This is a genomic window from Klebsiella sp. 141251 (assembly GCF_050600725.1).
GTDB classification, from domain to species: domain Bacteria; phylum Pseudomonadota; class Gammaproteobacteria; order Enterobacterales; family Enterobacteriaceae; genus Klebsiella; species Klebsiella aerogenes.
On sequence record NZ_JAQIRG010000004.1, the window covers coordinates 264,742 to 289,640 of the forward strand.

Below are 24,899 nucleotides of genomic sequence, written 5' to 3' on the forward strand. Positions count from 1 at the left end.
CCTGACTACTGATTTACCGGGCAATGTAGCCGGGTCATCTGCACCCGCTTAGCGGCGGGCATGGTGATCGTTACCGTGATGCTGACACAACTTTGCCTCGATGTCTGCACGCGGCTTATTTGTCCTTTATAGGGCTGCGCCGAAGGAACAAGCAGGCTCAAGCGCCACGCGTCGCGCCACTGCTGGCGATAGGCGTTCAATTGAGCGGCGCCGCTGGCCAGCCCGCGATGATAGCCGCCAAGCGCCGTGATGGTCATGATTAACAGCGCCATCGCTAATAATGTCTCCGCCAGACTAAAACCGCGCTGGCGCGCTACGGCATCAGGCATAACGCACTCTCCTTCAACGGGCAAAAGTCGCTCCAGCCATGCGCTAAATACCGCAGCTTGCCCTGCTCAATCGACGCTGACTGCCACAGCTGTATCGTGCCGCTGCCGGCGATAAGCAGCGCGCGGCCATCATTAAAAAGCCGCAGACACGCGCGCCAGCGTTGGCTGTTTTCCTGTTGACACGCAACTGCGCTCTGCAGCGGCCAGTTCACCACTTTGCCCCATTGCAGCGCCGACTGCGCGGCGGCCGTATCGCGAATTGCCTGGGTTTCGGCGCTCACCTGCGCCAGCAGCGATCGCTGCTGCTGATTCATCCCCTGCAATAACAGGCTGCCCAGCGCCAGTAGCAGCAGCACTATCAGCAGTGATGAAACTCCGCGCTGGCGTTTCACAGGTTGAACCCCGTTACCTGATATTGCGCCTCGGCGGAAATACGCGAGTCCGATTGCGCCTGCGCCCCCAGGGTAACGATAAGTTCAGGAGAAAACCCGCTTATCGCCTGCCGCTCAACGTGAAAGCGCGTGACCGTGATAGCGGCGGGATTAGTCATTTTCTCCCAATTTTTTCCGCCGCAGTCAGTAACGCCGCGCCGCGTTTCCAGCGCTCCGTCGCGCAGGCGAAAACCGGTAGAATCGGCATCGGCCTCCGGCGCCAAATCCCAAGTGCCGTTACTGTTGCCATCCCAGCGAACGATAACGCACTGTCCGCCGTCGGCTATAGCCAGCGCCTGACCATTACAGTGACCCGCGCAATATCCGGCGCGCTGCAGGTGTTTGGCTAACGCATAGACCCGCTGCCATAGTTCGTTTTCCAGCGCCTGCTGCTGCGTTTGGCGAAGAATCTGGCGCTGTAGCGCCGGAAGGAAACGAGCGGCCCCCAGCAGTAACACAGAGCCTATCGCCATAGCGATTAGCGTTTCAATGAGCGAAAAGCCGCGCGCTGCTACTGGCATAATTCCTCTCCTTCCCGGCACAGGCGTATGCGCCCCCAGTTAGAGACAACGATCCGCCACGACCCGACCTCGCTTTGCAGCAGGATATGCCCGGCCCAGGCGCTGTTGCGCAGGCCGTAAAAACCGATGCCCGCCGTCAAATGTTGCAGCGTAATCCCCGGCCACAGCGGCTGCAGGGTTAAAGGCGTTTTCGCGTGACAGTCAGCTTCCACGCCGCTTACGCCCAGACACCAGCCTGCGGGCGAATGTCCGACGTTAATGACGCGATCGCGGTTGTGCCAGTTAGCGTCATCGCGCAGCAGCACGAGATAATCGCGCACCTGGCAGGCGACCTGCCACAGGCGCTGTTGCTGTTGCCAGCGCTGCCAGCCGTACATACCGCTGGCGCTGAGGATGACCACCAGCATCATGGTGACCAGCATTTCAATTAGGGTGTAGCCATGCTGTCTGTTCATGGCGCCGAGTATGCGTTGCTCTGATTATCAATTCGAATGGTAAATCTACGGTTCGCGTCGCGGCTCGGGAAAATATTGGGCGGTTGCAGGATGTTGAACGACGACAGGAATCAGGCTCGCAAAATTTTGCGGAGGGCAAAAAAAACCGGCGCTGGTGGCGCCGGTTTGTCATCACTACAGAGAGGTTAAATCGCCACAGGCGCTTTAATTCCCGGATGCGGGTCATAGCCTTCGATTTCGAAGTCTTCAAAACGGTAGTCGAAAATCGACGCCGGTTTGCGTTTTATGACCAGCTTCGGCAGCGGACGCGGTTCGCGGCTCAGCTGCAGATTAGTCTGCTCCAGGTGATTGCTGTACAGGTGAGTGTCGCCGCCGGTCCAGACAAAGTCGCCCACTTGCAGATCGCACTGCTGCGCCACCATATGCACCAGCAGCGCATAGCTGGCGATGTTGAACGGCAGGCCGAGGAACACGTCGCAGGAGCGCTGATACAGCTGGCAAGAGAGCTTGCCGTCGGCGACGTAGAACTGGAAGAACGCATGGCACGGCGCCAGCGCCATTTTATCCAGCTCGCCGACGTTCCATGCCGACACGATGATGCGGCGAGAGTCCGGGTCATTTTTCAGCTGTTCCATGACCGTGCCGATCTGGTCGATATGGCGGCCGTCCGGCGCAGGCCAGGAACGCCACTGTTTGCCGTAGACCGGCCCCAGATCGCCATTCTCATCCGCCCACTCGTCCCAGATGGTGACGTTATTTTCGTGCAGATAGGCAATGTTGGTGTCGCCCTGCAGGAACCACAGCAGTTCATGGATGATGGAGCGTAAATGACAGCGCTTGGTGGTCACCAGCGGGAAGCCTTCCTGCAGGTTAAAACGCATCTGATGGCCGAAGATAGAGATCGTGCCAGTACCGGTGCGGTCATTTTTTGGCGTGCCCTCGGCGAGCACTTTCTGCATCAAATCAAGATACTGTTTCATGGTTCCTCAAGAGTTTTGTTGCTGCGGACGGTGACGATAAGCCCAAACCATCATAATGATACCCGCAAGCACCATCGGGATCGAAAGAATCTGCCCCATGCTGATGTACTGCACCCAGCCGCCGGTAAACTGCGCGTCCGGCTGGCGGAAGAATTCCACAATAATGCGGAACAGGCCGTAGCCAATCAGGAACAGGCCGGAAACGGAACCGGTCGGGCGCGGTTTACGGATAAACAGATTCAGGATCAGGAATAGCACCACGCCTTCCAGCGCCAGCTCATAAAGCTGCGAGGCATGACGCGGCAGCGCGCCGTAGGTATCGAATAATGATTGCCATTCCGGATGCGACGGCAGCAGCGCCAGGTCCTCAGCGCGCGAGCCCGGGAAAATCATCGCGTAGTGGAAGTTCGGGTCAACGCGGCCCCACAGCTCGCCGTTGATAAAGTTGCCCAGACGCCCGGCGCCGAGGCCAAACGGGATCAGCGGCGCGATGAAGTCGGAAACCTGGAAGAAGGTGCGCTTGGTGCGTTTGGCGAAGATAATCATCACCAGAATCACGCCGATCAGGCCGCCGTGGAACGACATGCCGCCATCCCAGACGCGGAACAGATATAGCGGGTCGCTAAGGAAGACCGGCAGGTTGTAGAACATCACATAGCCGATACGGCCGCCGAGGAATACGCCGAGGAAGCCCGCGTAGAGCAGGTTTTCCACTTCATTTTTCGTCCAGCCGCTGCCCGGACGATTAGCCCGACGGGTGGCCAGCCACATCGCAAAGACGAAACCAACCAGGTACATTAAGCCGTACCAGTGGAGAGAGACCGGTCCAATGGAAAATATTACCGGATCGAACTCCGGAAAATGCAGGTAGCCACTATTCATCTGTCACCATAAAGACTTGTTATTCCGCCGAAAGTGGACAGCGGTGATGATCCGTGCCCGCATAAAACGGGCACTCCGAAGGAGGCGAATGATAGCATAAGCATGTAGTGCGATCCGCGCCGAACGTGTAAAAGATATGTATACGGATGCTAACAGAGTGCGGTTTTTCCCGGGCTCGCTACTCGCGGTGCCGTTTTTTTTGTCGGGTGGCGGCTAACGCCTTACCCGACCTACGGTCCGTGCCATTGCGAGCTTAAGATCTCTACCTTGTCCCCATGGCTACTGAAACTGCAGGTGTTGGTGGCCTCAAAATCCCCCGGTGGCGATGCCGCTTACCGGGGCTACAACACGATGCGATTTGGTAGCCCGGAGAAGGCGCAACGTGCGGCGTCCGGGAAAAACCCTTAAAAAGTTGCAAACCGATAACAGTATGTAAGTTACCGTCCGCCGCGGATCAGGCCGCCGAGACCGCGGCGCTCCATAAACGCCGCCACCTGGTGGCGCACTTCGGTGGTCATCTGCGCTTCCAGACTGCGCCGTGACAGCTCCTGCGCTTCTTCGATATCGATACGGCGCAGCAGATATTTCACGCGCGCGACCGAACGGCCGTTCATCGACAAATGGCGATAGCCGAGGCCCACCAGGATGGTGACGCACATCGGGTCGCCGGCCATTTCGCCGCACAGGCGCAGATCGATACCAAAACGCTCGGCATCATGGGCGATCATCGCCAGCGCCCGCAATACAGCAGGATGCAGGCAGTCGTACATATTGGCGACGCGGGTATTGTTGCGGTCGACCGCGAGGATGTATTGCGTCAGGTCGTTGGTGCCGACCGAGATGAAGTCGATGCGGTTCGCCAACTGCGGCAGCATAAAGACCATAGACGGCACTTCCAGCATCACCCCAAGGCGCGGGCGGGGAATCGCATAGCCAATCATCTCTTCGACTTCACGGCTGGCGCGCTCAATCAGGCGGCGGGCTTCATCAACTTCTTCGAGGCTGGTGACCATCGGCAGCAGTATACTGAGGTTGCCGGTGGCGGCATTGGCACGCAGCATGGCGCGCACCTGGATCAAGAAGATCTCCGGCTGATCGAGCGTAATACGGATCCCGCGCCAGCCAAGGCACGGGTTCTCTTCGCTAATCGGCATATACGGCAGTTGCTTATCGGCGCCGATATCCAGCGTACGCAGGGTCACGGGCTTGCTGTTAAACATCTGCAGCATGCCCTGATACTGGGCGACCTGCTCCTCTTCGGAGGGGAAGCCGCTCTGTAACATAAACGGAATTTCGGTGCGGTAAAGCCCGATACCATCGATAAAGCTGCCAAGCTTCTCTTCATGCTCCGGGCTCAGACCGGCGTTGAGCATCACTTTTACCCGCTCGCCGCTTTTCAGCTCGGAAGCGCGTTCGAGATCGTCTTCCGCCAGCCGGCTCAGCTCGTTCTCTTCGCTGATTAACCGCTGATACTCCTGTAGCAGCACCGGTTCGGGATCGACCAATAGATCGCCGCGGTAACCATCAACGATCAGCATATGGCCATGCAGCAGTGACGGCTGAATGTCGGCGCCCATTACCGTCGGGATGCCCAACGCACGCACCATGATCGCCGCGTGGGAGTTGGCCGCGCCGTCGCGCACCACCACCCCGACTAAGCGGTCCTGCGGCACTTCCGCAAGCGTGGTAGCCGACAGTTCGTCAGCCACCAGGATAATGCGCTCAGGCCAGGTATTCGGCCCCTGGGTGGTGTCGTCGAGATGGAACAACAGCCGCTGCCCGAGAGTACGTAAATCCCCCGCCCGCTCTTTCAGATAGCCATCGCTGAGCGCGGCAAACTGCTCGGCAAATTTTTCAATGACCTTTTTCACCGCCCATTCGGCGACGGAGCCTTTGTCGACTTCATCGAATAGCTCACGGCGCAGGCGCGCATCGGATAGCAGGTGCGAATAGAGGTCAAAAATAGCCGCCGTCTCTTTTTGCGCCCCGGCGGCGTAGCGTTTGCTGTAGCGACGAAACTCATTCGCCGCTTCTTCCAGCGCGCCGGTGAGACGTTCGCGCTCGGAAGCGGTATCCAGCGTCGAGGCCTCGTAGACCTGCTCCATCAATGGCAGGCTGGCATCCATCCAGCCTTCGGCAATCGCTACCCCGGATGATGCCGGCAGCGCGCGGATGCGTGTCTGTCGATACTGCCCAAATAGCGCATTCAGCTGCGATTGGGAGAGAATCGCCGCCATCTGGGTGGCGAGGGTGACAAGGAAGGACTCTTCGCTTTCATCGAACTGGCGCAGCTCACGCTGCTGGACTACCAGCACACCCAGCAGCTGACGCCGCTGGATGATCGGCACGCCAAGGAAGGCGCGGAAACGCTCCTCCTTAACAGCCGGGATGTATTTAAAGCTGGGATGCTTTTGCGCATCGGCCAGGTTGATCGGCTCGGCCAGTCGCCCCACCAGGCCCACGAGACCTTCATCAAATGCGAGTGCGACCGTACGTCCGCGAGGTTTTTTCAGCCCGCGCGTGGCCATCAGGTAATAGCAGCGTCGATCGTTGTCAGCCAGATAAACCGAACAAACTTCCGTTTCCATCGCTTTACAGACATCCGTCACCAGGATATCCAGCGCCTCGTTTAAACGCGGCGCGCTGGCGACCTTCTCGACTATTTCTCGCAACCGAGTGAGCATAATGTGCGTGGCTTAACCTCTTTTACGTCGATAAGCAGGCGCGCTTTGCGGCTTTGGTGTGGTTTCAGCAAGCGACATGGTGACGCCCGCGAACTCTTTCATCACCCGGCGGTAAACGTCGCGCTTAAACGACACCACCTGACGAACCGGGTACCAGTAACTTACCCATCGCCAGCCATCAAACTCAGGTGTACTGCTGGTTTGCATATTAATAGCCGTATCGCTGCCGACCAGTTGTAGAAGAAACCACTTCTGCTTCTGACCGATACAAACCGGCTTTGTGTCCCAACGCACCAAACGTTTAGGCAGCTTGTAACGCAGCCAGTTACGGGTTGAGGCCAGGATCCGCACATCTTTGCGGCTTAACCCAACCTCTTCGAACAATTCCCGATACATTGCCTGCTCGGCGGACTCGCCTGGATTAATGCCCCCTTGCGGGAACTGCCACGAGTGCTGACCATAGCGCCGGGCCCACATCACCTGGCCCTGGCGGTTACAGATTACAATGCCGACATTTGGGCGGTAGCCATCGTCATCAATCACCGGACTACCTCAAAATAAGCTTCAATGTGAATGATTGTTTCACACTCGTTGGAAACGGTAAACCACTCTCTGTGTGGCGTGATAACGAATAACATTTGAATAACTCACAGTAATCACCCGAGTTATAAACAGTGAACACCATCCCCGGGCCATTTTATTCACTTTTTCTGTGGATAGAGTTGTGAAGAAGTACGGAATTAACCAGGGAAAACCCAGAGTAGTCCGAACGACGTAGAGATAGGGCTTTTTAATAATGACATATTATTCATTAAGTTATCATAGTTCACGCCAACAAATTACAGCATAACGTGATGATCATCACATATGCGATCCGGCAACTGATGAAAGATCGAACAATGCCGCTTTTATCCACAGATAAAGCACACTCGTCGGGCACATTTTGTCTAAAAATTCGATTTTCGTCGCACGTCAAGGCTGTAAATCGAACCAGTAGTGAGGCTTTTCCCCAGTTATCCCATTTTTCTGTGGATAACATGGTGTAAGATCCTGTTCATTGTCAGTGACCAGTTCTGGAAAACCCGTTTTCACTGTTTTCACAAGCGGAAAAATGGGACAAAAAACATATATAAATCATCACATTGGTATAGTTACCCATAAAAAGGTAAACTCTATCCACAACGCACAAAAATAGCGCTCACTTTTTAACCAGAGGTTTTCCATCATGTCAGCCATCGCTCCGCTTACCGCTCCGCCGCAAAGTCAGGAGCAACTTCTTGCTCAGGCCCAGCGGCTGGCGGGTTATTCACTGGGTGAACTGGCGGCGCTGGCGGGGATCCCCATTCCCCGCGATTTGAAACGCGACAAAGGCTGGATTGGCATCCTGCTGGAGATTTGGCTGGGCGCCAGCGCCGGAAGCAAACCCGAGCAGGATTTCGCCGCCTTAGGCGTGGAGCTGAAAACTATCCCCATCGACCGCCAGGGGCGTCCGCTGGAGACCACGTTTGTTTGCGTGGCGCCGCTAACCGGCAATAGCGGCGTGACCTGGGAAAGCAGCCACGTGCGGCATAAGCTACAGCGCGTGCTGTGGATCCCGGTAGAAGGCGAACGCGAGATCCCGCTAGCGGAACGCCGCGTCGGCGCGCCTCTATTATGGACGCCAGACGAGGAAGAAGATCGCCAGTTGCGCATGGACTGGGAAGAGTTGATGGATCTTATCGTGCTTGGCCAGGTTGAACGAATCACCGCCCGCCACGGCGAGGTGCTGCAACTACGCCCAAAGGCAGCCAACAGCAAGGCGCTAACGGAAGCGATCGGCGCCCACGGCGAGCCGATCCTCACCCTGCCGCGCGGCTTTTATCTGAAAAAGAACTTCACCGCCGCCCTGCTGGCGCGTCATTTTCTATTAGGTCATGAATAATTTTTTGTTCTGCCATAACGCCTGCATATAATTACCACTTTATTTTTTGCAGGACTTTGAACAATGTTATTTGCATGGATAACCGATCCTAACGCCTGGCTGGCGCTCGGCACGCTGACGCTGCTGGAGATCGTTCTCGGGATCGATAATATTATTTTTCTCTCTCTGGTTGTTGCTAAGCTTCCCACCGCCCAACGCGCCCATGCGCGGCGCATCGGGTTAATGGGAGCCATGCTGATGCGTCTCGGCCTGCTGGCGTCTATCGCCTGGGTCGTTAAGCTCACCAACCCGCTCTTCACCGTATTTGGTCAGGAGATCTCGTTTCGCGACCTGATTCTGTTACTCGGCGGCCTGTTCCTGATCTGGAAAGCGAGTAAAGAGATCCACGAATCGATTGAAGGCGAGGAAGAAGGTCTTAAAACCAACGTCCACTCCTTCTTTGGCGCCATTGTGCAGATCATGCTGCTGGATATCATCTTCAGCCTTGATTCAGTCATTACCGCCGTCGGCCTCTCCGATCATCTGTTTATTATGATGGCCGCGGTGGTGATTGCGGTTGGAGTGATGATGTTTGCCGCGCGTCCGATCGGCGACTTCGTTGACCGTCATCCGTCGGTCAAAATGTTGGCGTTGTCGTTTCTGATCCTCGTCGGCTTCACGCTGATGCTGGAGAGCTTCGATGTGCATGTACCGAAAGGCTACATCTACTTCGCGATGTTCTTCTCTATTGCGGTCGAAACCCTCAACCTGATGCGCAATAAGAAAAACCCGCTGTAAGCCACAAAATTGCAGTCCGGAAGCGGGCTGCAATTCTTTTTAAGACTTTACTGCTTTTTATGTCTCACAAATCAGGCTATTAATATACTGGTACGAGGTGCGGCCATAAGAGAGGTAATGACGATGAAAAAATGGGCAGTATTGATTTCCGCCGTAGGACTGGCGTTCTCGGTTTCCGGTTGCAGCAGCGATTATGTCATGGCGACAAAAGACGGACGTATGATTCTTACCGACGGTAAACCGGCGGTTGACGATGACACCGGTTTGATAAGCTACGAAGATCAGCAAGGCAATAAAATGCAGATCAACCGCGACGACGTGTCACAAATTATTAAGCGTTAAGCTTTTTCGTCGGTTAACAGCATAATTACCGACAACCACAGCCACAGAAAAGAGTCGGGATCCCCCTGCTATATCCCCAGGGCAGCCCCCTTCAGGATCTCCAGACCCGGCTTTTTTGATATTTTCCCTTTCTCTTTTTCTCTCCCTCTGCCATGTTGTTATTCCCATCAGCCTGCAAGCGCTTTGAAGTTTGTGGGGAGATAGTTTTGTCGGGAAACTCCTGACCTTGTTGATAAAAATAAGGAAGCCGGCTATGCAGTATCACCGTATCCCACACAGTTCTCTTGAAATCAGCACGCTGGGGCTGGGCACAATGACCTTTGGTGAGCAAAATAGCGAGGCCGACGCTCATGAACAGCTCGACTACGCCGTAAGTCAGGGAATCAACCTGATTGATGTCGCCGAAATGTATCCTGTCCCGCCGCGCCCGGAAACCCAGGGGCTGACCGAAACCTACGTCGGCAACTGGCTGGCGAAACGCGGCAACCGCGAAAAGCTGGTTATCGCCTCTAAAGTCAGCGGCCCGGCGCGCAATAACGACAGCAGCATTCGCCCGAACCACGCGCTGGATCGCAAAAATATTCGCGACGCGCTGCACGACAGCCTCAAGCGTCTGCAAACCGATTATCTCGACCTCTATCAGGTCCACTGGCCGCAGCGCCAGACCAACTGTTTCGGCAAGCTGGGCTATACCTGGAGCGACTCCGCGCCGGTGGTCACCCTTCTCGATACGCTGGAAGCGCTCACCGAATTCCAGCGCGCCGGTAAAATTCGCTATATCGGCGTCTCTAACGAAACCGCCTTTGGCGTCATGCGCTATCTGCATCTGGCCGATAAGCACGACCTGCCACGCATCGTCACGATTCAAAACCCGTACAGCCTGCTTAACCGCAGCTACGAAGTGGGGCTGGCGGAAGTGAGCCAGTATGAGGGCGTTGAGCTGCTGGCGTATTCATGCCTGGCGTTCGGTACGCTCACCGGTAAGTACCTCAACGGCGCGCAGCCGGCCGGCGCACGCAATACGCTATTTAGCCGCTTTACCCGCTACAGCGGCGAGCAGGCGCAGAAAGCGGTGGCCGCTTATGTGGACATTGCCAAACGCCACAATCTCGATCCGGCGCAAATGGCGCTGGCCTTTGTGCGTCGTCAGCCGTTTGTCGCCAGCACCCTGCTCGGAGCCACGACCATGGAGCAGCTCAAGACCAACGTCGAGAGTTTGCATCTTGAGCTGAGCGAAGAGGTGTTAGCGGAGATTGAAGCGGCGCATAAGGTGTATACCTACCCGGCGCCGTAAGGGAGTAAAGCCCCGGATAGCGGCTGGCGCCTTATCCGGGCTACACAACCCGCGACATTCGGTAGTGCAGTAGCCCGGCTAAGCGTAGCGCAAGCCGGGGGGTGTCCCGGGTAGCGGCTGGCGCCTTATCCGGGCTACACAACCCGCGACCTTCGGTAGTTCGGTAGCCCGGCTAAGCGTAGCGCAAGCCGGGGGGTGTCCCGGATAGCGGCTGGCGCCTTATCCGGGCTACACAACCCGCGACATTCGGTAGTTCGGTAGCCCGGCTAAGCGTAGCGCAAGCCGGGGGGGTGTCCCGGATAGCGGCTGGCGCCTTATCCGGGCTACACAACCCGCGACCTTCGGTAGTTCGGCAGCCCGGCTAAGCGTAGCGCAAGCCGGGGATTATTTACGCCGTCCCCACCACCACAACGCGGCGATGGCTAGCGCAAAGACCGCGCCAAACCCTATCCCCACGCCAACCGGCGGGATCCCAACGCTGACCGCCAGCGAGTACAGCCCCAGCATTAGCAGCATCGCCACGTTTTCACCGAGGTTCTGCACCGCAATGGCGTTGCCTGCGCCAACGGTATGTTTCCCGCGCTCCTGCAGCAGCGCATTCAGCGGCACGATAAAGAAGCCGCCGCATACACCGAGCAGCAGCAGTAGGCCAAATGCTGGCAGTAGCGACTGCTGCACCGCGAAGACTATCACCGCGACGCCAATCAATATCCCGGCAGGCATACAGCGCGAGACGGTTTCCAGCGTTACCAGCTTCGCCGCTGCGCCTGCGCCAACTACAATCCCGACGGCGACCATCGCATTGAGGTAGGTCGGCATTGCGTTGCTGGTGATCCCAAGCGCCACCGGCACCCAAATCACCAGCAGGAAGCGCAGCGTCACCCCCGCCCCCCAGAACAAGCTGGTGCCCATCAACGAGAAACGCGTTTCGCTATTACGCCACAGCGTTTTACAGGCGCTGAAAAAGCTTTGGGTCATCGGCCGGAAACGCCACGACTGTCCAGGACGGGCGGCCGGTAGCTTCGGGATCCACAGGTTAGCGACCACTGCGCCGCCATAAACCAGCGCACAAACGATAAGCGCCGCCAGCACGTGCCAGTCCGCAAGAATGCCGCCCGCCATCGACCCCAGCAGGATCGCCGCAATGGTCGACGACTCCATCAGCCCGTTAGCCTTCACTAACTTATCGCCGGTGGTCAGTTCGCCGAGAATACCGTATTTCGCCGGCGAATAGGCCGCCGCGCCGATCCCCACCAGCGTATAGCCGATAAACGGATTGACGCCAAAGCAAATGCACCCGGCGCCGAGCAGCTTCAGTCCGTTAGCGACCATCATTACCCGGCCTTTGGCGAAGCTGTCGGCAAACTGCCCGACAAACGGCGCAAAGAGAATGTAAGCGCCCACAAACAGCATCTGCAATACCGGCTGGCTCCACTCCGGATAGTAGAGCTGCTTCATCAGCGCCAGGGTGGCGAACAGCAGCGCGTTATCGCCGAAGGCCGACAGGAACTGGGCGCAGATCACCGCCATCATCCCTTTCGAGTACAGTGAAGCGTTAGTGTGCACTGACTCACTCATTTGAATGTTCCGCCTCTTCTACCATACCTTTCAGGGTGACAAAGTCTGGCTTGCCGCTGCCCAGCACCGGCAGCTGTTTCAGCCAACGAATATCGCGCGGCACCGCCAGTTCCGGTACGCCATGTTCACGTGCGTAGCGCAGCAGCTTTTCGCGATTGAGTTCATTATCGGTGGTAAACAGCACCAGCGCCTCGCCTTTGCTGGCGTCCTGCTTAATGGCCGTGGCGTGCATTTTGTCCGGCGAGACCGCCAAAGCGACCTGCTCGACCATCTCCAGCGAGACCATTTCGCCGGCGATTTTGGCGAAGCGTTTGGCGCGGCCCTGGATACGCACGTATCCCTGCTCGTCAAAGACGACGATATCGCCGGTGTCGTACCAGCCGCTCTCCACTTCACCGTACTGGTTTTCCGCCGTCGGCGCTTCCAGCACGCCGGGGTTTTCTACCCGCAAATAGCCTTTCATGATGTTAGGCCCTTTTAACTGCAGTCGGCCTCCCTGTTCGATGCCGGGCATCGCCAGCAATCGGGCATCCATCCCCGGAAGAATGCGTCCGACGGTGCCGACTTTCGCCGCCATCGGAACGTTGATGGAGACCACCGGCGCGCATTCGGTCACGCCGTAGCCTTCAAGGATGCGCAGGCCGAATTTGTCCTGCCACAGCTGTTTGGTACTGTCCTGCAGTTTTTCCGCCCCTGCCACCACATAGCGCAGACGATAAAAATCATACGGGTTGGCAAAGCGGGCATAGTTGGCGAGGAATGTTGAGGTGCCGAACAACACGGTACAGTTACGATCGTAGACCAGCTCCGGCACCACCCGATAGTGCAGCGGGCTTGGATAGAGAAACACTTCCGCGCCGGTAAACAGCGGCGTCAGCAGGCCGACCGTCAGGCCGAAGGAGTGGAACAGCGGCAGTGCCGACATAAAGCGATCGTTGGCGGTAAAGTCGGCGATGGTTTTAATCTGTTCCACGTTAGCCAGCAGGCTTTTATGGCTATGCACCACCCCTTTTGGATTCCCCTCCGAGCCGGAGGTAAAGAGGATCATCGCCGCATCTTCCGGCTGCTGCTTGACCTGCGCCAGACGCGGCGCCAGCAGATGGCTAAATATCCACAGCTTGTCGGCGGTAGTGACATCGCCTTTCAGATCTTCCAGAAACACCCAGCGCACCTGGGTCAGCTGCTCCGGCAGGTGCCAGAGCTTGCCCTTATCGAGGAAGGTACGGGAAGTAAAAATGGTTTTGATTTCCGCGGCGGTAATCGCGCTGCTGAGCCCTTTGACGCCGGCGGTATAGTTCATCATTGCCGGGATACGCCCGCGGGCAATCGCGCCGAAAATCACCGCCGCGCTAATACCGGCGTTAGGCAGCATCAGGCCGATTTTCTCGCCCTGCGCGCTGTATTTTTCCAGAATACGCGCGACGAACAGCGTTTTGGTCAACAGTTTACGGTAGGTATCCGGCTGGAAATTAATATCTTCCACGCAGTTTTTGCGCGCGCCAAAGCGGTCCTGCGCCGCCAGTAGCGACTCATACAACGTTTCACGCGGACGCACGGCCATACGCGCTTCCATCATAATCTGGTGCAGCATTTCGCCGGCGATTTTTCGCCGATCGCGGGCGCGCGGCGCTTCCGGCATCGGCAGATGCGTCGGCGGCAGTAAATGGAGCTGAATACGCGGGAACAGGCGGCGTTTTACCAGCCCCTTCAGGCGGCTGAACGGCGTAAGTTCGGCGCCTTCAATTCGCAGCGGCACAATAGTCGCTTTCGACTTCGCCGCCACAAACGCCGCGCCGTCATAGATTTTCATCAGCGAACCGCTCACCGAAATACGCCCTTCCGGGAAGATAACGACCGGACGCCCCTGCTCAATCAGGCGCACCAGATGCTTAATTGACATCGGTTTGGTGGGGTCCAGCGGCACAAAGTCGATAAGCGGCGTCAGCGCCCGCATAAACCAGCGCTGGCTAATCGAGGTATAGACCGCAAACACCGGCCGAACGGGCAGAAAGAGCGCCAGTAAAATACCGTCGAGAAATGAGACATGATTTGGCGTAATTAATACTTTTTCCTGATAAAGCGCCTGAGTGTCTCCGGTCAATCGTACCCGGTACAATCCTTTGAACAGTAATCGAAAAAATCCCAACAGCATAACGACTCCGCGTGGCTGATTTAGTATTCCGAGCAGGTTACATGAGAAGGCGGGGAAAAGCAGTGTGGGGGAAGAAAATTCAGAATAAAAAAAACCTGCGCATCCGCGCAGGTCGGTGCAAGATAATCAGTACGAAGTGCGTACTTAAGAAACTCACCAATCAATACCTCTGGGACCCTGATTGTCGCGTTTTTACCCACGACCGCGCCAGCGCGAAAACGCAAGGGAATGAGCCTAAGTGCAACCAGGTATTGCGATTTTCGCTGTCTGTAACAGGCTGAATGACAGGCAAAAAAAAACCTGCGCATCTGCGCAGGTTGGTGTAATTAAGTGGTCAACGTGACGTTGACTCCACCTATCAATACCTCTGGGATAGCCAGAGTATCAATGCATCACTCAACGAAACCAGCGAACATTCGCAACAGCTAATCGCAAAGTGTAAGCAAAGATGAGAATTCTCTTTTCACCGTTGCATCCCACGCATTGTGCTGTGTAACTTTGTCACCGCTAATCTCTGTCTGCGTCACATTTGTATCAACCAGAATAGCTGTAGCCTTGAATCTGCTGCGCTTTCCCGTAACATAACTATTATGTAAACGCTTACCCTAAAAAAGGTCCGGTATGGCGACAATTAAGGATGTAGCCCGACTCGCTGGAGTGTCCGTCGCTACCGTCTCACGCGTTATCAACAACTCGCCAAAAGCGAGTGAAGCCTCTCGTCAGTCGGTAACGGCGGCGATGGAAACGCTGAACTACCACCCCAACGCCAACGCCCGCGCGCTGGCGCAGCAGTCGACGGAAACCATCGGCCTGGTGGTGGGCGACGTTTCCGATCCCTTCTTCGGCGCGATGGTCAAAGCCGTCGAACAGGTGGCCTACGGCACCGGTAATTTTCTGCTTATCGGCAACGGCTACCACAACGTGCAAAAGGAACGTCAGGCGATTGAACAACTCATTCGCCACCGCTGCGCGGCGCTGGTGGTACACGCTAAAATGATCCCCGACGACGAGCTGGCAGGGCTGATGAAACAGATCCCCGGCATGGTGTTGATCAACCGCATCGTTCCCGGTTTCGAGCAGCGCAGCGTGGCGCTTGACGACCGCTACGGCGCCTGGCTGGCGACCCGCCATCTGATTCAGCAGGGCCACAGCCGCATTGGCTATATTTGCTCCAACCACGCGATTTCCGATGCCGAAGACCGGCTGCAAGGTTATTACGATGCCCTGAAAGAGAGCGGCCTGCCCGTCAATGACCGGCTGGTCACCTTCGCCGAGCCTGACGAAAGCGGCGGCGAGCTGGCGATGACCGAGCTATTAGGCCGCGGCAGAAACTTTACCGCCGTCGCCTGTTACAACGATTCAATGGCCGCCGGCGCAATGGGGGTGCTCAACGACAATGGTATCGAGGTGCCGCAGGAAATTTCGCTGATTGGCTTCGATGACGTACTGATCTCGCGCTACGTGCGCCCCCGCCTGACCACCGTGCGTTATCCGATCGTCACCATGGCGACCCAGGCGGCGGAGCTGGCCCTGGCATTGGCGGAACAGCGCCCGGCGCCGGAAATCACCCACCTCTTCAGCCCGACGCTGGTGCGCCGTCACTCGGTGATAACGCCCGCGGAAGGCGATAAATCGTAGCGGTAGAGGTTCACGGCGGTGGCCGGGTAATCCAGCCCCTCGCCGATATAGCGCCAGCCAAAGCGTTCGTAAAAGTCGCGGCAGGCGGAATAGAGATAAAGCTGCGGATAACCGCACTGGCGGGCATAGTCGATAACGTGCTGCTGCAGCTTACCGGCCACCCCCTGCCCGCGCGCCGTTTTGGCGACAAACAGCGCCGCCATCCAGGGGAACAGATCCTGACGGCTTATCAAATCGCAACGCCACAGCCCTACGGTCCCCAATAGCGCCTCGCCATCGGTGGCAATAAAGGTCAGCGGCAGCGCCCCTGGCGTTTGGCTATGTTCAACAATACTGCTAAAAAACGCCTGCGGTAAGGCATCGTCGGCAAAAGCCTGCCATAGCCACTCCGCCACCAGCGGCGCATGCTGCGGCGCGGCGTACAACGGTTGAATCTGCATTTTTACCCCCTGTGAATCGATGAATTCTAGCGCGCCGCGCCCGCCCGCGCATCATGGGTCGGAAAATGCCTTCACCAGGATTTCCGCAAAAAGCGTGATCGCGATAGTCTTTGCCGTCGTCAGGCTCATATCCCTCTGAATGACTGTGGTAAACTGCGCCCTATCACGGGTTATCAGGAATCGACGAATGGCAACAATGCTGGATGTCTCAATACGCGCAGGCGTCTCGAAAGCGACGGTTTCCCGCGTGTTGAACGGCACAGGTCAGGTAAAAGAGAGTACCCGCCAACAGGTCTTCAAAGCGATGGAAGAGTTGGGCTACCGGCCCAATTTTCTTGCCCGCTCGCTGGCGAATCGCACCAGCAATAGCATTGGCCTGGTGGTATCGACATTCGACGGTTTCTATTTTGGCCGCTTGCTGCAACAGGCGTCGCGTCAAACGGAAGCCTGGGGTAAGCAGCTTATCGTCACCGATGGCCACGATGCGCCCGAGCGGGAAGAAGAAGCGGTGCAAATGTTGGCCGACCGCCAGTGCGACGCCATCGTGCTCTACACCCGCCATATGAGCGAACAAAAAATCATGTCGCTTATCGAGTCCATCGAAACGCCGCTGGTGGTGATTAACCGCGATGTCAGCCAGGCGCGGGAACGCTGCGTGTTCTTCGAACAGCAGGAAGCGGCGTTTCAGGCCGTCGACTATCTGATCTCCCAGGGGCACCGCGATATTGCCTGCCTGACCGTGCCGATGCACACCCCAACGGGTAAAGCGCGCCTGGCGGGCTACCGCAGCGCGCTGGAAAAGCACGGAATTGCGTGGGAACCGGCGCGGGTCAAGTACGGCGATTCGACGATGACCCGCGGTTATGAGCTATGTCGGGAATTATTAGAAGAGAAAACGCCGTTTAGCGCGCTGTTCTCCTGTAACGATGATATGGCGTTGGGGGCCTCGAAAGCGCTGCATCAGGCGGGGTTACGCATTCCGCAGGACGTGTCGCTCTTCGGCTTTGACGACGCACCCAGCGCAAAATGGCTGGAGCCGGGATTATCGACGGTCTACCTGCCGATCGACAATATGATCACCACCGCCATCGACCAGGCGATTAAGCTTGCCAACGAACAGCCGATCGAAACCATCCCGCCGTTCACCGGCACGCTGGTGCTGCGTGAATCGGTGACGACGGGGCCGTTCTTTAAATAAGCTCCAGCGCCAGCAGTTCTTCAATGGTCTGGCGGCGGCGAATCAGGCGCGCGTAGCCGTTATCAAACAGCACTTCCGGCAGCAACGGGCGGCTGTTGTAGTTTGAAGACATCGATGCGCCGTAGGCGCCGGTATCGTGCAGTACCAGGTAATCCCCTGGCGCGACCGCCGGCAGCAGGCGAGTTTCCACTTTACCGCCCTCCTGCTGGGTAAAGACGTCGCCGGATTCGCACAGCGGCCCAGCGACGACGGTTTCCAGCTGTGGTTCGCCGCTCAGGTCGCGCCCGTCCGCCGCCAGCGCGGTAATATGATGATAGCTGCCGTACATGGCCGGGCGCATCAGATCGTTAAAGCCGGCATCGATCAGCACGAAGTGGCGGCTACCCATCTCTTTCACGCTACGCACCTGCGATACCAGCACGCCGGACTCCGCCACCAGGAAACGCCCCGGTTCGATCTCCAGCTTTATCGGATGCCCCAGATGTTTGGCGATCTGCTCGCGCGCGGCATTCCACAGGCCAAAGTAGTGATCGGTATCGATCGCCTCTTCGCCTTCGTGATAGGGGATCGATAAACCGCCGCCGGCGGAGATCGCCTGTAGATCCTGGCCAAACTCCACCACCTGGCGCACCATCGCGCCGCATACTTGCTCAAGATGGCCGTAATCAACGCCGGAGCCAATATGCATATGGATGCCGACCAGCTGCAGCGAATGGCGGCGAATCACCTCCAGCGCCTGCGGCAGTTGGCTGTACCAGATACCGTGTTTGCTGTTTTCGCCGCCGGTGTTGGTTTTTTGGCTGTGGCCATGACCAAATCCTGGGTTGACGCGCAGCCAGACGCGGTGGCCCGGCGAGACTTCGCCCAGCTGGCTAAGCATATCCACGGATCCGGCATTTACCGGGATCTGTAACGCTTTCACTCGCTCAAGGGTCGCGCGATCGATCAGATCGGCGGTAAAGACGATATCGTCCGGATGCCGCACGGGATCGTAACCTGCCGCCAGCGCGCGTTCGATCTCGCCAAGCGACACCGAATCCACCTTCACGCCCTGCTCGCGCATCAGACGCAAAATATGAATATTGGAGCAGGCCTTCTGCGCAAAACGCACCACGTCAAACTGGCTAAGTTGGGCAATCTGGCGGCGGATAATCTGCGCGTCATAGACCCATACCGGGCAGTCAAACTCAGCGGGCAGGCGCAGTAGATTGTCGGCGGTTAGATCGGTATCGGTGGCGTTCAGCGAGCGTGGCATAAGGACTCCGGTGCATGCGTGTGTTTGTCGATGTTTTTTTCGATTACGCCACAGCGTGAAGAGAATAAAAAATATCGTTTTGTCGCGAGTCTATGCAAAAATGATATGGCTATCTGATGCTAACCGGGAGCCGCCCATGCCAGCCGTCAACTTACGCCATATCGAGATTTTCCACGCGGTGATGACCACCGGCAACCTGACCGAAGCGGCGCGGATGCTGCACACCTCGCAGCCGACGGTCAGCCGTGAACTGGCGCGTTTTGAGAAAGTACTCGGCTTAAAGCTGTTTGAGCGTGCCCGCGGCCGTCTGCAGCCGACGGTGCAAGGGCTGCGACTGTTTGAAGAAGTACAGCGTTCATGGTACGGGCTGGATCGCATCGTTAGCGCCGCGGAAAGCCTGCGCGAATTCCGCCAGGGGGAGCTGTCGGTAGCCTGTCTGCCGGTCTTTTCGCAGTCATTTCTGCCGCTGTTGCTGCAGCCGTTCCTCGCGCGCTATCCGGACGTCAGCCTGCAGATCGTGCCGCAGGAGTCGCCGCTGCTGGAGGAGTGGCTGTCCGCCCAGCGCCACGATTTAGGGTTAACGGAAACGCTGCATACGCCGGCCGGCACCGAGCGCACGCCGCTGCTGACCTTAAATGAGGTCTGCGTCCTGCCGCTGGATCACCCGCTGGCCGCGAAAACCGAACTCACCCCCGCCGATTTCCACGGCGAAAACTATATCAGCCTGTCGCGCACCGACAGCTATCGTCAGCTGCTTGATGCGCTGTTTATGGAGCACCAGGTGAAACGACGGATGGTGGTTGAAACCCACAGCGCGGCGTCGATCTGCGCGCTGGTGCGCGCCGGAGCGGGCATTTCGGTGGTCAACCCGCTCACCGCCCTCGACTACGCTGAGAGCGGCGTGGTGGTGCGGCGCTTCAGCGTCGACGTGCCCTTTACCGTCAGCCTAATCCGCCCGCTACATCGCCCCGGTTCCGCGCTGGTCGACGCCTTTGTCCAGCATCTGCAAACCAGCCTGCTGCGTATCGAACAGCCGCTGGCGGCGGTACTTAAGAGAGCATAAATTCCACCGCGTCGGCGGCATGGATCGCCGCGGTATCAAATACCGGCAGCGGGCTGCTTTCTTGCGGAACCAGCAGGCCGATTTCGGTGCAGCCGAAGATAACGCCTTCCGCCCCCTGCGCCGCCAGCGCCTCGATGACCTGCAGATAATAGTCGCGCGAGGCGTCGCTAAAGGTGCCGAGGCACAGCTCATCAAAGATAATCTGATTGATGCGCGCCCGATCGTCGGCCTGCGGGATCAGCGTCTCAATGGCAAACCGCTGCTGCAGACGGCCGCGATAAAAATCCTGCTCCATGGTGTAGCGGGTGCCCAATAACGCGACCCGACGCTGGCCTTTAGCGCTGATCGCCCGCCCGGTGGCGTCGGCGATATGCAGGAACGGCACTTCGCAGCGGGCTTCAATCGCCTCAGCCACTTTATGCATGGTGTTGGTGCACAGCACGATGCCCTCGGCGCCGGCCTGCTGTAGCCCCAGCGCCGCCGCGGCGAGGATCTCGCCGGCGCGCTCCCACTCCCCTGCCGACTGGCAGGCTTCAATCTCATGAAAATCAACGCTATGAAGCAACAGGCTGGCGGAATGCAGGCCGCCGAGCCGCGCTTTAATGCCTTCATTAATTAACCGGTAATAAGGAATGGTGGATTCCCAGCTCATGCCGCCCAGCAGGCCGATGGTTTTCATTATCTGCTCCTTTATGGTTTGCTCCAGTGAAGCAAACCTGCCGATAACTTTCCACTGTTGCTGTTGGGCGGCGCCCACATCAGAAGAAATATTTAAAGCGCACGCGCGCGCCGTAGCGTTCGTCGTCGTTCCCGCTCTGCTGGGCCGACGAATCCAGCCATGAGGCATAGGCGCCGAGATAAATATTAAAGTTCGGCATATCCATGATATTCGGCAGTTGCCAGGAGGCATGGATCGTGTGGATGTCATAGCGGCCCGGCGTCAGAATCGCGCAGTCGCCATCGCACTCGCCGCTGACGCCCGCCATATTAAACTGGTCGATTTTGTTGTGCGCGTAGATATATCCCAACTCGACGCGATGCCACAGCGCGTTGATACCGGCGCTGAAATCCTCTTCATCCGCCGCATCCAGATAAGCGGTGCTGAGGTTCACCACCATGCCATCCTCGGCATCGGTTTTCAGCGTATTCCAGCTCATGGTCAGTCCGTAGCCGGTACGGTTGGACTGATCGACCCAGCGTCCATGCTGGTTTTGATAGCCATAGGCATTGTTCACCAGGTTGCTCTCAACCGCCGCCGCCACTGACCACGGGCCGGATTGCCAGGCCGCCACCGGCCGCACATAGACCACGTTTTTATGATTTTCGAGCGCGTTGCCGTGATAGTTTTGATCGACGAATAACGAGCTGCCGTCTTCCACCAGCGTGTTGAGCTCAAAGTACCAGTTATCGAGATATTTGCTCAGCAGGAAATTACCGCCGCTGCTGCTACGCCCGCGCCCCTCTTTCATCATGTAGATATAACCGTAACCGTCGCTATAGAGATCGTTGGCGGTATTACCAGAATATTCAATAAACGTATCCTGATTCAGCGGGAACATATCGTAGGCTTCAAAGCGCCCCACTTTTATTTTCCAGTCATTTTCCTGACCAAAGAAAAATACGGCATCATCAAGATTCATTTTCCCGGTCATATCCGCCAGCGGCTGTACGCTAAAGCCGGAATATTTACCATTCGCGCCTTTACGTAAGCCATCGAACCCTAACAAAATACGCCCATTGATATCCCAGCGTTCTTTATCCCCCGGCGCCCAGTTCTTATTCGCGCTGGTTTTTACCGAGGTCAGGCTGCCGGTTCGGCTGGCGCCATCCATATTAAATTCAACATCACCGTAAAATTTTAAATCGACATCTTTATTCACCGCCAGCGCGGGCGCGGCAACCGTCGCGGGCGCTGGCGCGCTGCTTTTAGCCGTCGTGCGCTCCTGCTGCTTCAGTTCGCGGATTTCCGCCTCGGCGTTTTGCGCCCGCTGCTCGGTGGCTTTTAAGCGCTGCTCCATCTGCGCCAGGCGCTCCTCAAGCGAAAGCGTTGGTTGCGCGCCGGCGGCGGGAATAAATAAAGACGAGATAAGACATCCAACCCAGATTTTATTCATCGTTAGACCCTGCTTATTATATATTAAAGGTATTGTTTTATTTTTTCGGTAAATATTGAAAACCCGCCGGCGATTGCTAACGGGTTATTCTGGTTAATTACTATTTAATTAGAGCTCCCATGCTCCGCCATCAATTAATGCCGCGCTACCGCTCCAGGAAAATAAAACTAATTCTCTGTGCTGCGCGTCAGGATAAATACGGCTGCTGAGGCAGGCTTCGCCGTCATTGACGAAAACCTCAACGGATGAGCTATCGAAAAATAACCGCAGCTTCAGCGCCGAACCGGTGGGTAACGGAACGCTGCGGGTGCCGCATAAACCATATTGCGGATAGCGACGCTCCAGTACCAGCCGCTGCATCTGATTGTCGACATATACCTTCAACCCTTCGCCAAAGCTCAAACCGTACTGCTCGGCGCAGCTATTGGCCGTATCCCAATGCAGGTTGACCTCCATGGTTTCGCAGCGCTCTACCATCGTCAGCTGCTGATTCTTCAACGAACTGACCGGCCACGGGAACCAGTCGCGGCGCAGGCCTTCCACCTCTTTTGCCGGACGCATCAGTAACCGATTATTCGCGCCGAGGCTTAACTCGCGCGGCAGCGAGAGCATACCGGCCCAACCGTCCTGCTGCTCCGGCAGCGGCGACTCCCACATGTCCAGCCAGCCGATAACAATCCGTCGGCCATCAGGGGTGAGGAAGCTTTGCGGCGCATAGAAATCGTGGCCGCTGTCGAGTTCGACAAACGCCTCTTCGCGGACGAAAGGTTGCCCCGGCTGCCAGTCCCCCAGCAGATAGCCGCTCTGGAATAAATTGCGCCGGGCAAAGCCGTCCGCGGCCATCCCCTGCGGCGAGAACATCAGAACCCGCTTGCCATCGAGTTCAAAGAAATCCGGGCACTCCCACATGTAGCCCATCCCCGTTTCGGCCTGGGCAAGAATACCGGCATCCTGCCAGTGGCGCAGGTCGTCAGAACGGTACAACCGCACCTGACCGACGTCGTCTACCCGCGCGCCGACCACCATGTACCAGCTTTCACCTTCACGCCATACTTTCGGGTCGCGAAAATGGTGCATCCCCGGCGGGGTATCAATGACCATCCCCTGGCGCTCAAAATGGATGCCGTCGCGGCTGGTCGCCAGACACTGGACCTGGTACAGATTATTTTCATCAGCGGGATCGCCATGAAATTTATGGCCGGTGTAGATAAGCGCCAGCGTATCGCCATCAACCACCGCCGAGCCGGAGAAACAGCCGTCTTTATCTTCCGGCCCTTCCGGCGCCAGCGCCACCGGCAGGTGTTCCCAATGCACAAGGTCCTTGCTGCGCGCGTGGCCCCAGTGCATCGGCCCCCACTGGTTTGAATACGGGTGGTGCTGATAAAACGCGTGGTACCAGCCGTCGAACCATACCAGCCCGTTGGGGTCGTTGATCCAGCCGGCACGGGCAGCCAGGTGATAACGCGGATACCAGCGCGGGTTGAGATCCACGCTTTTCGCCTGCAGTTCCCGCTCCGCGTTACTAATGGAATACATCATATTCATTTCTCTTTTCAGTCAGATAGTGGATGGCTGCGACATGAGCGAATCCGAAGAGGCCTTATTGGATCGCAGCAGGAAGATGGAGATGAAGGTGGTGCAGAACACCAGCAGTCCCATGATCAGATAGGAGTCGGCGAAGCCGTATTTTTCATAGCTATAGCCCGCCAGCGGCGACAGGACGGTGGCGATAACCGAACTGGTGCAGGCGAAACCCACCAGATACAGGGTGGATGAAAGGCGTTTATCAAAGTTCAGGCTGTTGTATTTGAAGATAGAAACCAGCAGCACCGGCAATTCCACGGCGTGCAGCAGTTTCGTAATCGAGATCAGAACCGGACCTTCCACCAGTCCGGAGGCCACCATGCGCATCGCCATCACCATGCCGGCGAAGATCAGGCCGTTTTTCGCGCCGATGCGGTTGACCAGCCACGGGGCGCAGAACATCCCCGCCGCTTCGAGGAACACCTGGAAGGAGTTGAGATAGCCATACATGGCGTTCCCTTCATGCAGCGTGGCGAACTGCGAAGAGAAGTAGACCGGGAACTGCTGGTCGTAAACGCCGTAAATACAGGTGCCGACGACGAAAAATACCAGCGCCCAGAAACGCGGCAGCGTCAGCAGGCGCAGCGCGTCTTCCAGCGTGACTTTACCGCCACTGACCGCCTCCTGCATGGCATGCGGCGCTGAAGAGACCTTAAGCCGCGCCAGCAGCATGAAGAAAACCAGACCGGAACAGCTGGCGACGGCGAAGTTCAGCTGTGGGTTTATGTTAAACAGCAGCCCGGCGAAAAAGGTCGCCACCGCCCAGCCCAGCGATCCCCACATCCGCGCTTTGCCGAATTCAAACTGGCTTTGCCGCGCCACGCGCTCGGTATAGGACTCCAGCACGCCAATGCCGCCGTTAAAGGTCAGGCCGATGTAGATGCCGCCAAAAATACTGCCGAGTAGCACGTTGATTTTGAGCAGATAGCCAAACAGCAGATAGGCCGGCCCGGAAAGGATCAGTAAGACCGTGATATACCAGAGTAAATTTTTGCGCAGCCCCAGTTTATCCTGGATAAAACCGTAGCAAATCTGGGCGAATAGCGCCGAGACCGACAGCACCGCGTAGATAATGCCGGTATCCCCGGCTTTCAGCCCCACTTCCTGATGTAGCCAGATGGAAAGCAGCGAGCCGGAAGAAGACCAGGTAACAAAAAAGAAAAACAGTAAGGCACTGAGTAAGGGGTAGCTGTGAGAGTGATGCGTCTTCATCATGACATTCTCGTGTTGGAGTAATGCGCGAATGGTAACGTTAACAAAA

The 24,899-nt window shown here is 57.1% G+C and carries 24 protein-coding genes; 8 read left to right on the forward strand and 16 right to left on the reverse strand.

Annotated elements, in window-relative coordinates:
- Positions 1-5 precede the first annotated feature (5 nt).
- From PGR09_RS11575 to rppH, 8 genes are all read right to left on the reverse strand, one after another.
- Positions 6-329, reverse strand: coding sequence for a prepilin-type N-terminal cleavage/methylation domain-containing protein (locus tag PGR09_RS11575; protein ID WP_045398118.1), 324 nt, complete (start codon positions 327-329; stop codon positions 6-8).
- Positions 314-721 carry a DUF2509 family protein gene (locus PGR09_RS11580; protein WP_348875090.1) on the reverse strand — a complete coding sequence of 136 codons (408 nt, stop codon included), beginning with the start codon at positions 719-721 and terminating at the stop codon, positions 314-316. The genes PGR09_RS11575 and PGR09_RS11580 overlap by 16 nt, the downstream gene beginning before the upstream one ends.
- A complete protein-coding gene (locus PGR09_RS11585) occupies positions 718-1,281 on the reverse strand; it encodes a prepilin peptidase-dependent protein (protein WP_348875088.1) in 564 nt (187 codons plus the stop codon). Before PGR09_RS11585 ends, PGR09_RS11580 begins: the two co-directional genes overlap by 4 nt.
- Positions 1,272-1,736 (reverse strand): prepilin peptidase-dependent protein, encoded by a 465-nt coding sequence (locus PGR09_RS11590; RefSeq protein ID WP_430916165.1) that lies wholly within the window; start codon positions 1,734-1,736, stop codon positions 1,272-1,274. The genes PGR09_RS11585 and PGR09_RS11590 overlap by 10 nt, the downstream gene beginning before the upstream one ends.
- A 185-nt stretch (positions 1,737-1,921) precedes the next feature.
- On the reverse strand, positions 1,922-2,716 hold the full coding sequence (gene thyA / locus PGR09_RS11595) for a thymidylate synthase (protein ID WP_045398131.1): 795 nt from the start codon (positions 2,714-2,716) through the stop codon (positions 1,922-1,924).
- A gap of 6 nt (positions 2,717-2,722) precedes the next feature.
- Complete coding sequence (lgt, locus tag PGR09_RS11600) at positions 2,723-3,598, reverse strand: prolipoprotein diacylglyceryl transferase (protein WP_015369928.1); 876 nt, start codon at positions 3,596-3,598, stop codon at positions 2,723-2,725.
- 437 nt (positions 3,599-4,035) lie between these two features.
- Entirely contained in the window at positions 4,036-6,282 is a 2,247-nt protein-coding gene (ptsP, locus tag PGR09_RS11605; protein ID WP_015369927.1) for a phosphoenolpyruvate--protein phosphotransferase, read from the reverse strand.
- Between the two features lie 12 nt (positions 6,283-6,294).
- On the reverse strand, positions 6,295-6,825 hold the full coding sequence (rppH, locus tag PGR09_RS11610) for an RNA pyrophosphohydrolase (RefSeq protein WP_015703328.1): 531 nt from the start codon (positions 6,823-6,825) through the stop codon (positions 6,295-6,297).
- Positions 6,826-7,278: 453 nt separating this feature from the next.
- Here rppH and PGR09_RS11615 point away from each other — a divergent pair, with 453 nt between their 5' ends.
- The 5 genes from PGR09_RS11615 to PGR09_RS11635 all read left to right on the forward strand — a co-directional run bounded on the left by PGR09_RS11615 (position 7,279) and on the right by PGR09_RS11635 (position 10,616).
- The gene (locus PGR09_RS11615) at positions 7,279-7,443 is read left to right on the forward strand and encodes a hypothetical protein (RefSeq protein ID WP_223683768.1); all 165 of its coding nucleotides are present in this window, start codon (positions 7,279-7,281) and stop codon (positions 7,441-7,443) included.
- 64 nt (positions 7,444-7,507) lie between these two features.
- Positions 7,508-8,203, forward strand: coding sequence for a DNA mismatch repair endonuclease MutH (gene mutH / locus PGR09_RS11620; RefSeq protein WP_047044200.1), 696 nt, complete (start codon positions 7,508-7,510; stop codon positions 8,201-8,203).
- Positions 8,204-8,266: 63 nt separating this feature from the next.
- Positions 8,267-8,980: a TerC family protein gene (locus PGR09_RS11625; RefSeq protein WP_045396707.1), complete on the forward strand. Its 714-nt coding sequence runs from the start codon at positions 8,267-8,269 to the stop codon at positions 8,978-8,980.
- 123 nt (positions 8,981-9,103) lie between these two features.
- Positions 9,104-9,322 carry a YgdI/YgdR family lipoprotein gene (locus PGR09_RS11630; RefSeq protein ID WP_004867116.1) on the forward strand — a complete coding sequence of 73 codons (219 nt, stop codon included), beginning with the start codon at positions 9,104-9,106 and terminating at the stop codon, positions 9,320-9,322.
- A 253-nt stretch (positions 9,323-9,575) separates the two neighbouring features.
- On the forward strand, positions 9,576-10,616 hold the full coding sequence (locus PGR09_RS11635; protein WP_047044198.1) for an NADP(H)-dependent aldo-keto reductase: 1,041 nt from the start codon (positions 9,576-9,578) through the stop codon (positions 10,614-10,616).
- Between the two features lie 384 nt (positions 10,617-11,000).
- On the opposite strand, the gene lplT is transcribed toward PGR09_RS11635, so the two are convergent.
- Both lplT and aas read right to left on the reverse strand, forming a co-directional pair.
- A complete protein-coding gene (lplT, locus tag PGR09_RS11640) occupies positions 11,001-12,194 on the reverse strand; it encodes a lysophospholipid transporter LplT (protein ID WP_045396702.1) in 1,194 nt (397 codons plus the stop codon).
- Complete coding sequence (aas, locus tag PGR09_RS11645) at positions 12,187-14,346, reverse strand: bifunctional acyl-ACP--phospholipid O-acyltransferase/long-chain-fatty-acid--ACP ligase (protein WP_047078961.1); 2,160 nt, start codon at positions 14,344-14,346, stop codon at positions 12,187-12,189. Before aas ends, lplT begins: the two co-directional genes overlap by 8 nt.
- A 621-nt stretch (positions 14,347-14,967) precedes the next feature.
- Here aas and galR point away from each other — a divergent pair.
- Positions 14,968-15,984, forward strand: coding sequence for an HTH-type transcriptional regulator GalR (gene galR, locus PGR09_RS11650; RefSeq protein ID WP_045396693.1), 1,017 nt, complete (start codon positions 14,968-14,970; stop codon positions 15,982-15,984).
- On the opposite strand, the gene PGR09_RS11655 is transcribed toward galR, so the two are convergent.
- Positions 15,945-16,424 (reverse strand): GNAT family N-acetyltransferase, encoded by a 480-nt coding sequence (locus PGR09_RS11655; protein WP_213797087.1) that lies wholly within the window; start codon positions 16,422-16,424, stop codon positions 15,945-15,947. The two genes, galR and PGR09_RS11655, sit on opposite strands and share 40 nt — an antisense overlap.
- Positions 16,425-16,620: 196 nt before the next feature.
- Between PGR09_RS11655 and PGR09_RS11660 the strand changes: the two genes are divergently transcribed.
- Positions 16,621-17,622 carry a LacI family DNA-binding transcriptional regulator gene (locus tag PGR09_RS11660; protein WP_161801907.1) on the forward strand — a complete coding sequence of 334 codons (1,002 nt, stop codon included), beginning with the start codon at positions 16,621-16,623 and terminating at the stop codon, positions 17,620-17,622.
- Here the strand turns inward: PGR09_RS11660 and lysA are convergent.
- Positions 17,615-18,877, reverse strand: a complete 1,263-nt coding sequence (gene lysA / locus PGR09_RS11665; protein ID WP_213797085.1) for a diaminopimelate decarboxylase — start codon at positions 18,875-18,877, stop codon at positions 17,615-17,617. The genes PGR09_RS11660 and lysA overlap by 8 nt on opposite strands.
- A 136-nt stretch (positions 18,878-19,013) precedes the next feature.
- Between lysA and PGR09_RS11670 the strand changes: the two genes are divergently transcribed.
- Positions 19,014-19,940 carry a LysR family transcriptional regulator gene (locus PGR09_RS11670; protein WP_063447854.1) on the forward strand — a complete coding sequence of 309 codons (927 nt, stop codon included), beginning with the start codon at positions 19,014-19,016 and terminating at the stop codon, positions 19,938-19,940.
- Here the strand turns inward: PGR09_RS11670 and PGR09_RS11675 are convergent.
- The 4 genes from PGR09_RS11675 to PGR09_RS11690 all read right to left on the reverse strand — a co-directional run bounded on the left by PGR09_RS11675 (position 19,927) and on the right by PGR09_RS11690 (position 24,853).
- The gene (locus tag PGR09_RS11675) at positions 19,927-20,619 is read right to left on the reverse strand and encodes an aspartate/glutamate racemase (RefSeq protein ID WP_316422598.1); all 693 of its coding nucleotides are present in this window, start codon (positions 20,617-20,619) and stop codon (positions 19,927-19,929) included. The two genes, PGR09_RS11670 and PGR09_RS11675, sit on opposite strands and share 14 nt — an antisense overlap.
- Positions 20,620-20,698: 79 nt before the next feature.
- A complete protein-coding gene (locus tag PGR09_RS11680) occupies positions 20,699-22,054 on the reverse strand; it encodes a carbohydrate porin (RefSeq protein ID WP_063416339.1) in 1,356 nt (451 codons plus the stop codon).
- Between the two features lie 108 nt (positions 22,055-22,162).
- Positions 22,163-23,593 (reverse strand): glycoside hydrolase family 32 protein, encoded by a 1,431-nt coding sequence (locus PGR09_RS11685; RefSeq protein WP_213293092.1) that lies wholly within the window; start codon positions 23,591-23,593, stop codon positions 22,163-22,165.
- A gap of 18 nt (positions 23,594-23,611) precedes the next feature.
- Positions 23,612-24,853, reverse strand: coding sequence for an MFS transporter (locus PGR09_RS11690; RefSeq protein ID WP_045373827.1), 1,242 nt, complete (start codon positions 24,851-24,853; stop codon positions 23,612-23,614).
- Positions 24,854-24,899: the final 46 nt, after the last annotated feature.

Bases quoted from the DNA above. Each gene is read 5' to 3' on its own strand.
- PGR09_RS11575 (WP_045398118.1), bottom strand. From the start codon at position 329: ATGCCTGATGCCGTAGCGCGCCAGCGCGGTTTTAGTCTGGCGGAGACA.
- PGR09_RS11585 (WP_348875088.1), bottom strand. From the start codon at position 1,281: ATGCCAGTAGCAGCGCGCGGCTTTTCGCTCATTGAAACGCTAATCGCT.
- PGR09_RS11590 (WP_430916165.1), bottom strand. From the start codon at position 1,736: ATGAACAGACAGCATGGCTACACCCTAATTGAAATGCTGGTCACCATG.
- thyA (WP_045398131.1), bottom strand. From the start codon at position 2,716: ATGAAACAGTATCTTGATTTGATGCAGAAAGTGCTCGCCGAGGGCACG.
- lgt (WP_015369928.1), bottom strand. From the start codon at position 3,598: ATGAATAGTGGCTACCTGCATTTTCCGGAGTTCGATCCGGTAATATTT.
- ptsP (WP_015369927.1), bottom strand. From the start codon at position 6,282: ATGCTCACTCGGTTGCGAGAAATAGTCGAGAAGGTCGCCAGCGCGCCG.
- mutH (WP_047044200.1), top strand. From the start codon at position 7,508: ATGTCAGCCATCGCTCCGCTTACCGCTCCGCCGCAAAGTCAGGAGCAA.
- PGR09_RS11625 (WP_045396707.1), top strand. From the start codon at position 8,267: ATGTTATTTGCATGGATAACCGATCCTAACGCCTGGCTGGCGCTCGGC.
- PGR09_RS11630 (WP_004867116.1), top strand. From the start codon at position 9,104: ATGAAAAAATGGGCAGTATTGATTTCCGCCGTAGGACTGGCGTTCTCG.
- PGR09_RS11635 (WP_047044198.1), top strand. From the start codon at position 9,576: ATGCAGTATCACCGTATCCCACACAGTTCTCTTGAAATCAGCACGCTG.
- lplT (WP_045396702.1), bottom strand. From the start codon at position 12,194: ATGAGTGAGTCAGTGCACACTAACGCTTCACTGTACTCGAAAGGGATG.
- aas (WP_047078961.1), bottom strand. From the start codon at position 14,346: ATGCTGTTGGGATTTTTTCGATTACTGTTCAAAGGATTGTACCGGGTA.
- galR (WP_045396693.1), top strand. From the start codon at position 14,968: ATGGCGACAATTAAGGATGTAGCCCGACTCGCTGGAGTGTCCGTCGCT.
- PGR09_RS11655 (WP_213797087.1), bottom strand. From the start codon at position 16,424: ATGCAGATTCAACCGTTGTACGCCGCGCCGCAGCATGCGCCGCTGGTG.
- PGR09_RS11660 (WP_161801907.1), top strand. From the start codon at position 16,621: ATGCTGGATGTCTCAATACGCGCAGGCGTCTCGAAAGCGACGGTTTCC.
- lysA (WP_213797085.1), bottom strand. From the start codon at position 18,877: ATGCCACGCTCGCTGAACGCCACCGATACCGATCTAACCGCCGACAAT.
- PGR09_RS11670 (WP_063447854.1), top strand. From the start codon at position 19,014: ATGCCAGCCGTCAACTTACGCCATATCGAGATTTTCCACGCGGTGATG.
- PGR09_RS11675 (WP_316422598.1), bottom strand. From the start codon at position 20,619: ATGAAAACCATCGGCCTGCTGGGCGGCATGAGCTGGGAATCCACCATT.
- PGR09_RS11680 (WP_063416339.1), bottom strand. From the start codon at position 22,054: ATGAATAAAATCTGGGTTGGATGTCTTATCTCGTCTTTATTTATTCCC.
- PGR09_RS11685 (WP_213293092.1), bottom strand. From the start codon at position 23,593: ATGATGTATTCCATTAGTAACGCGGAGCGGGAACTGCAGGCGAAAAGC.
- PGR09_RS11690 (WP_045373827.1), bottom strand. From the start codon at position 24,853: ATGATGAAGACGCATCACTCTCACAGCTACCCCTTACTCAGTGCCTTA.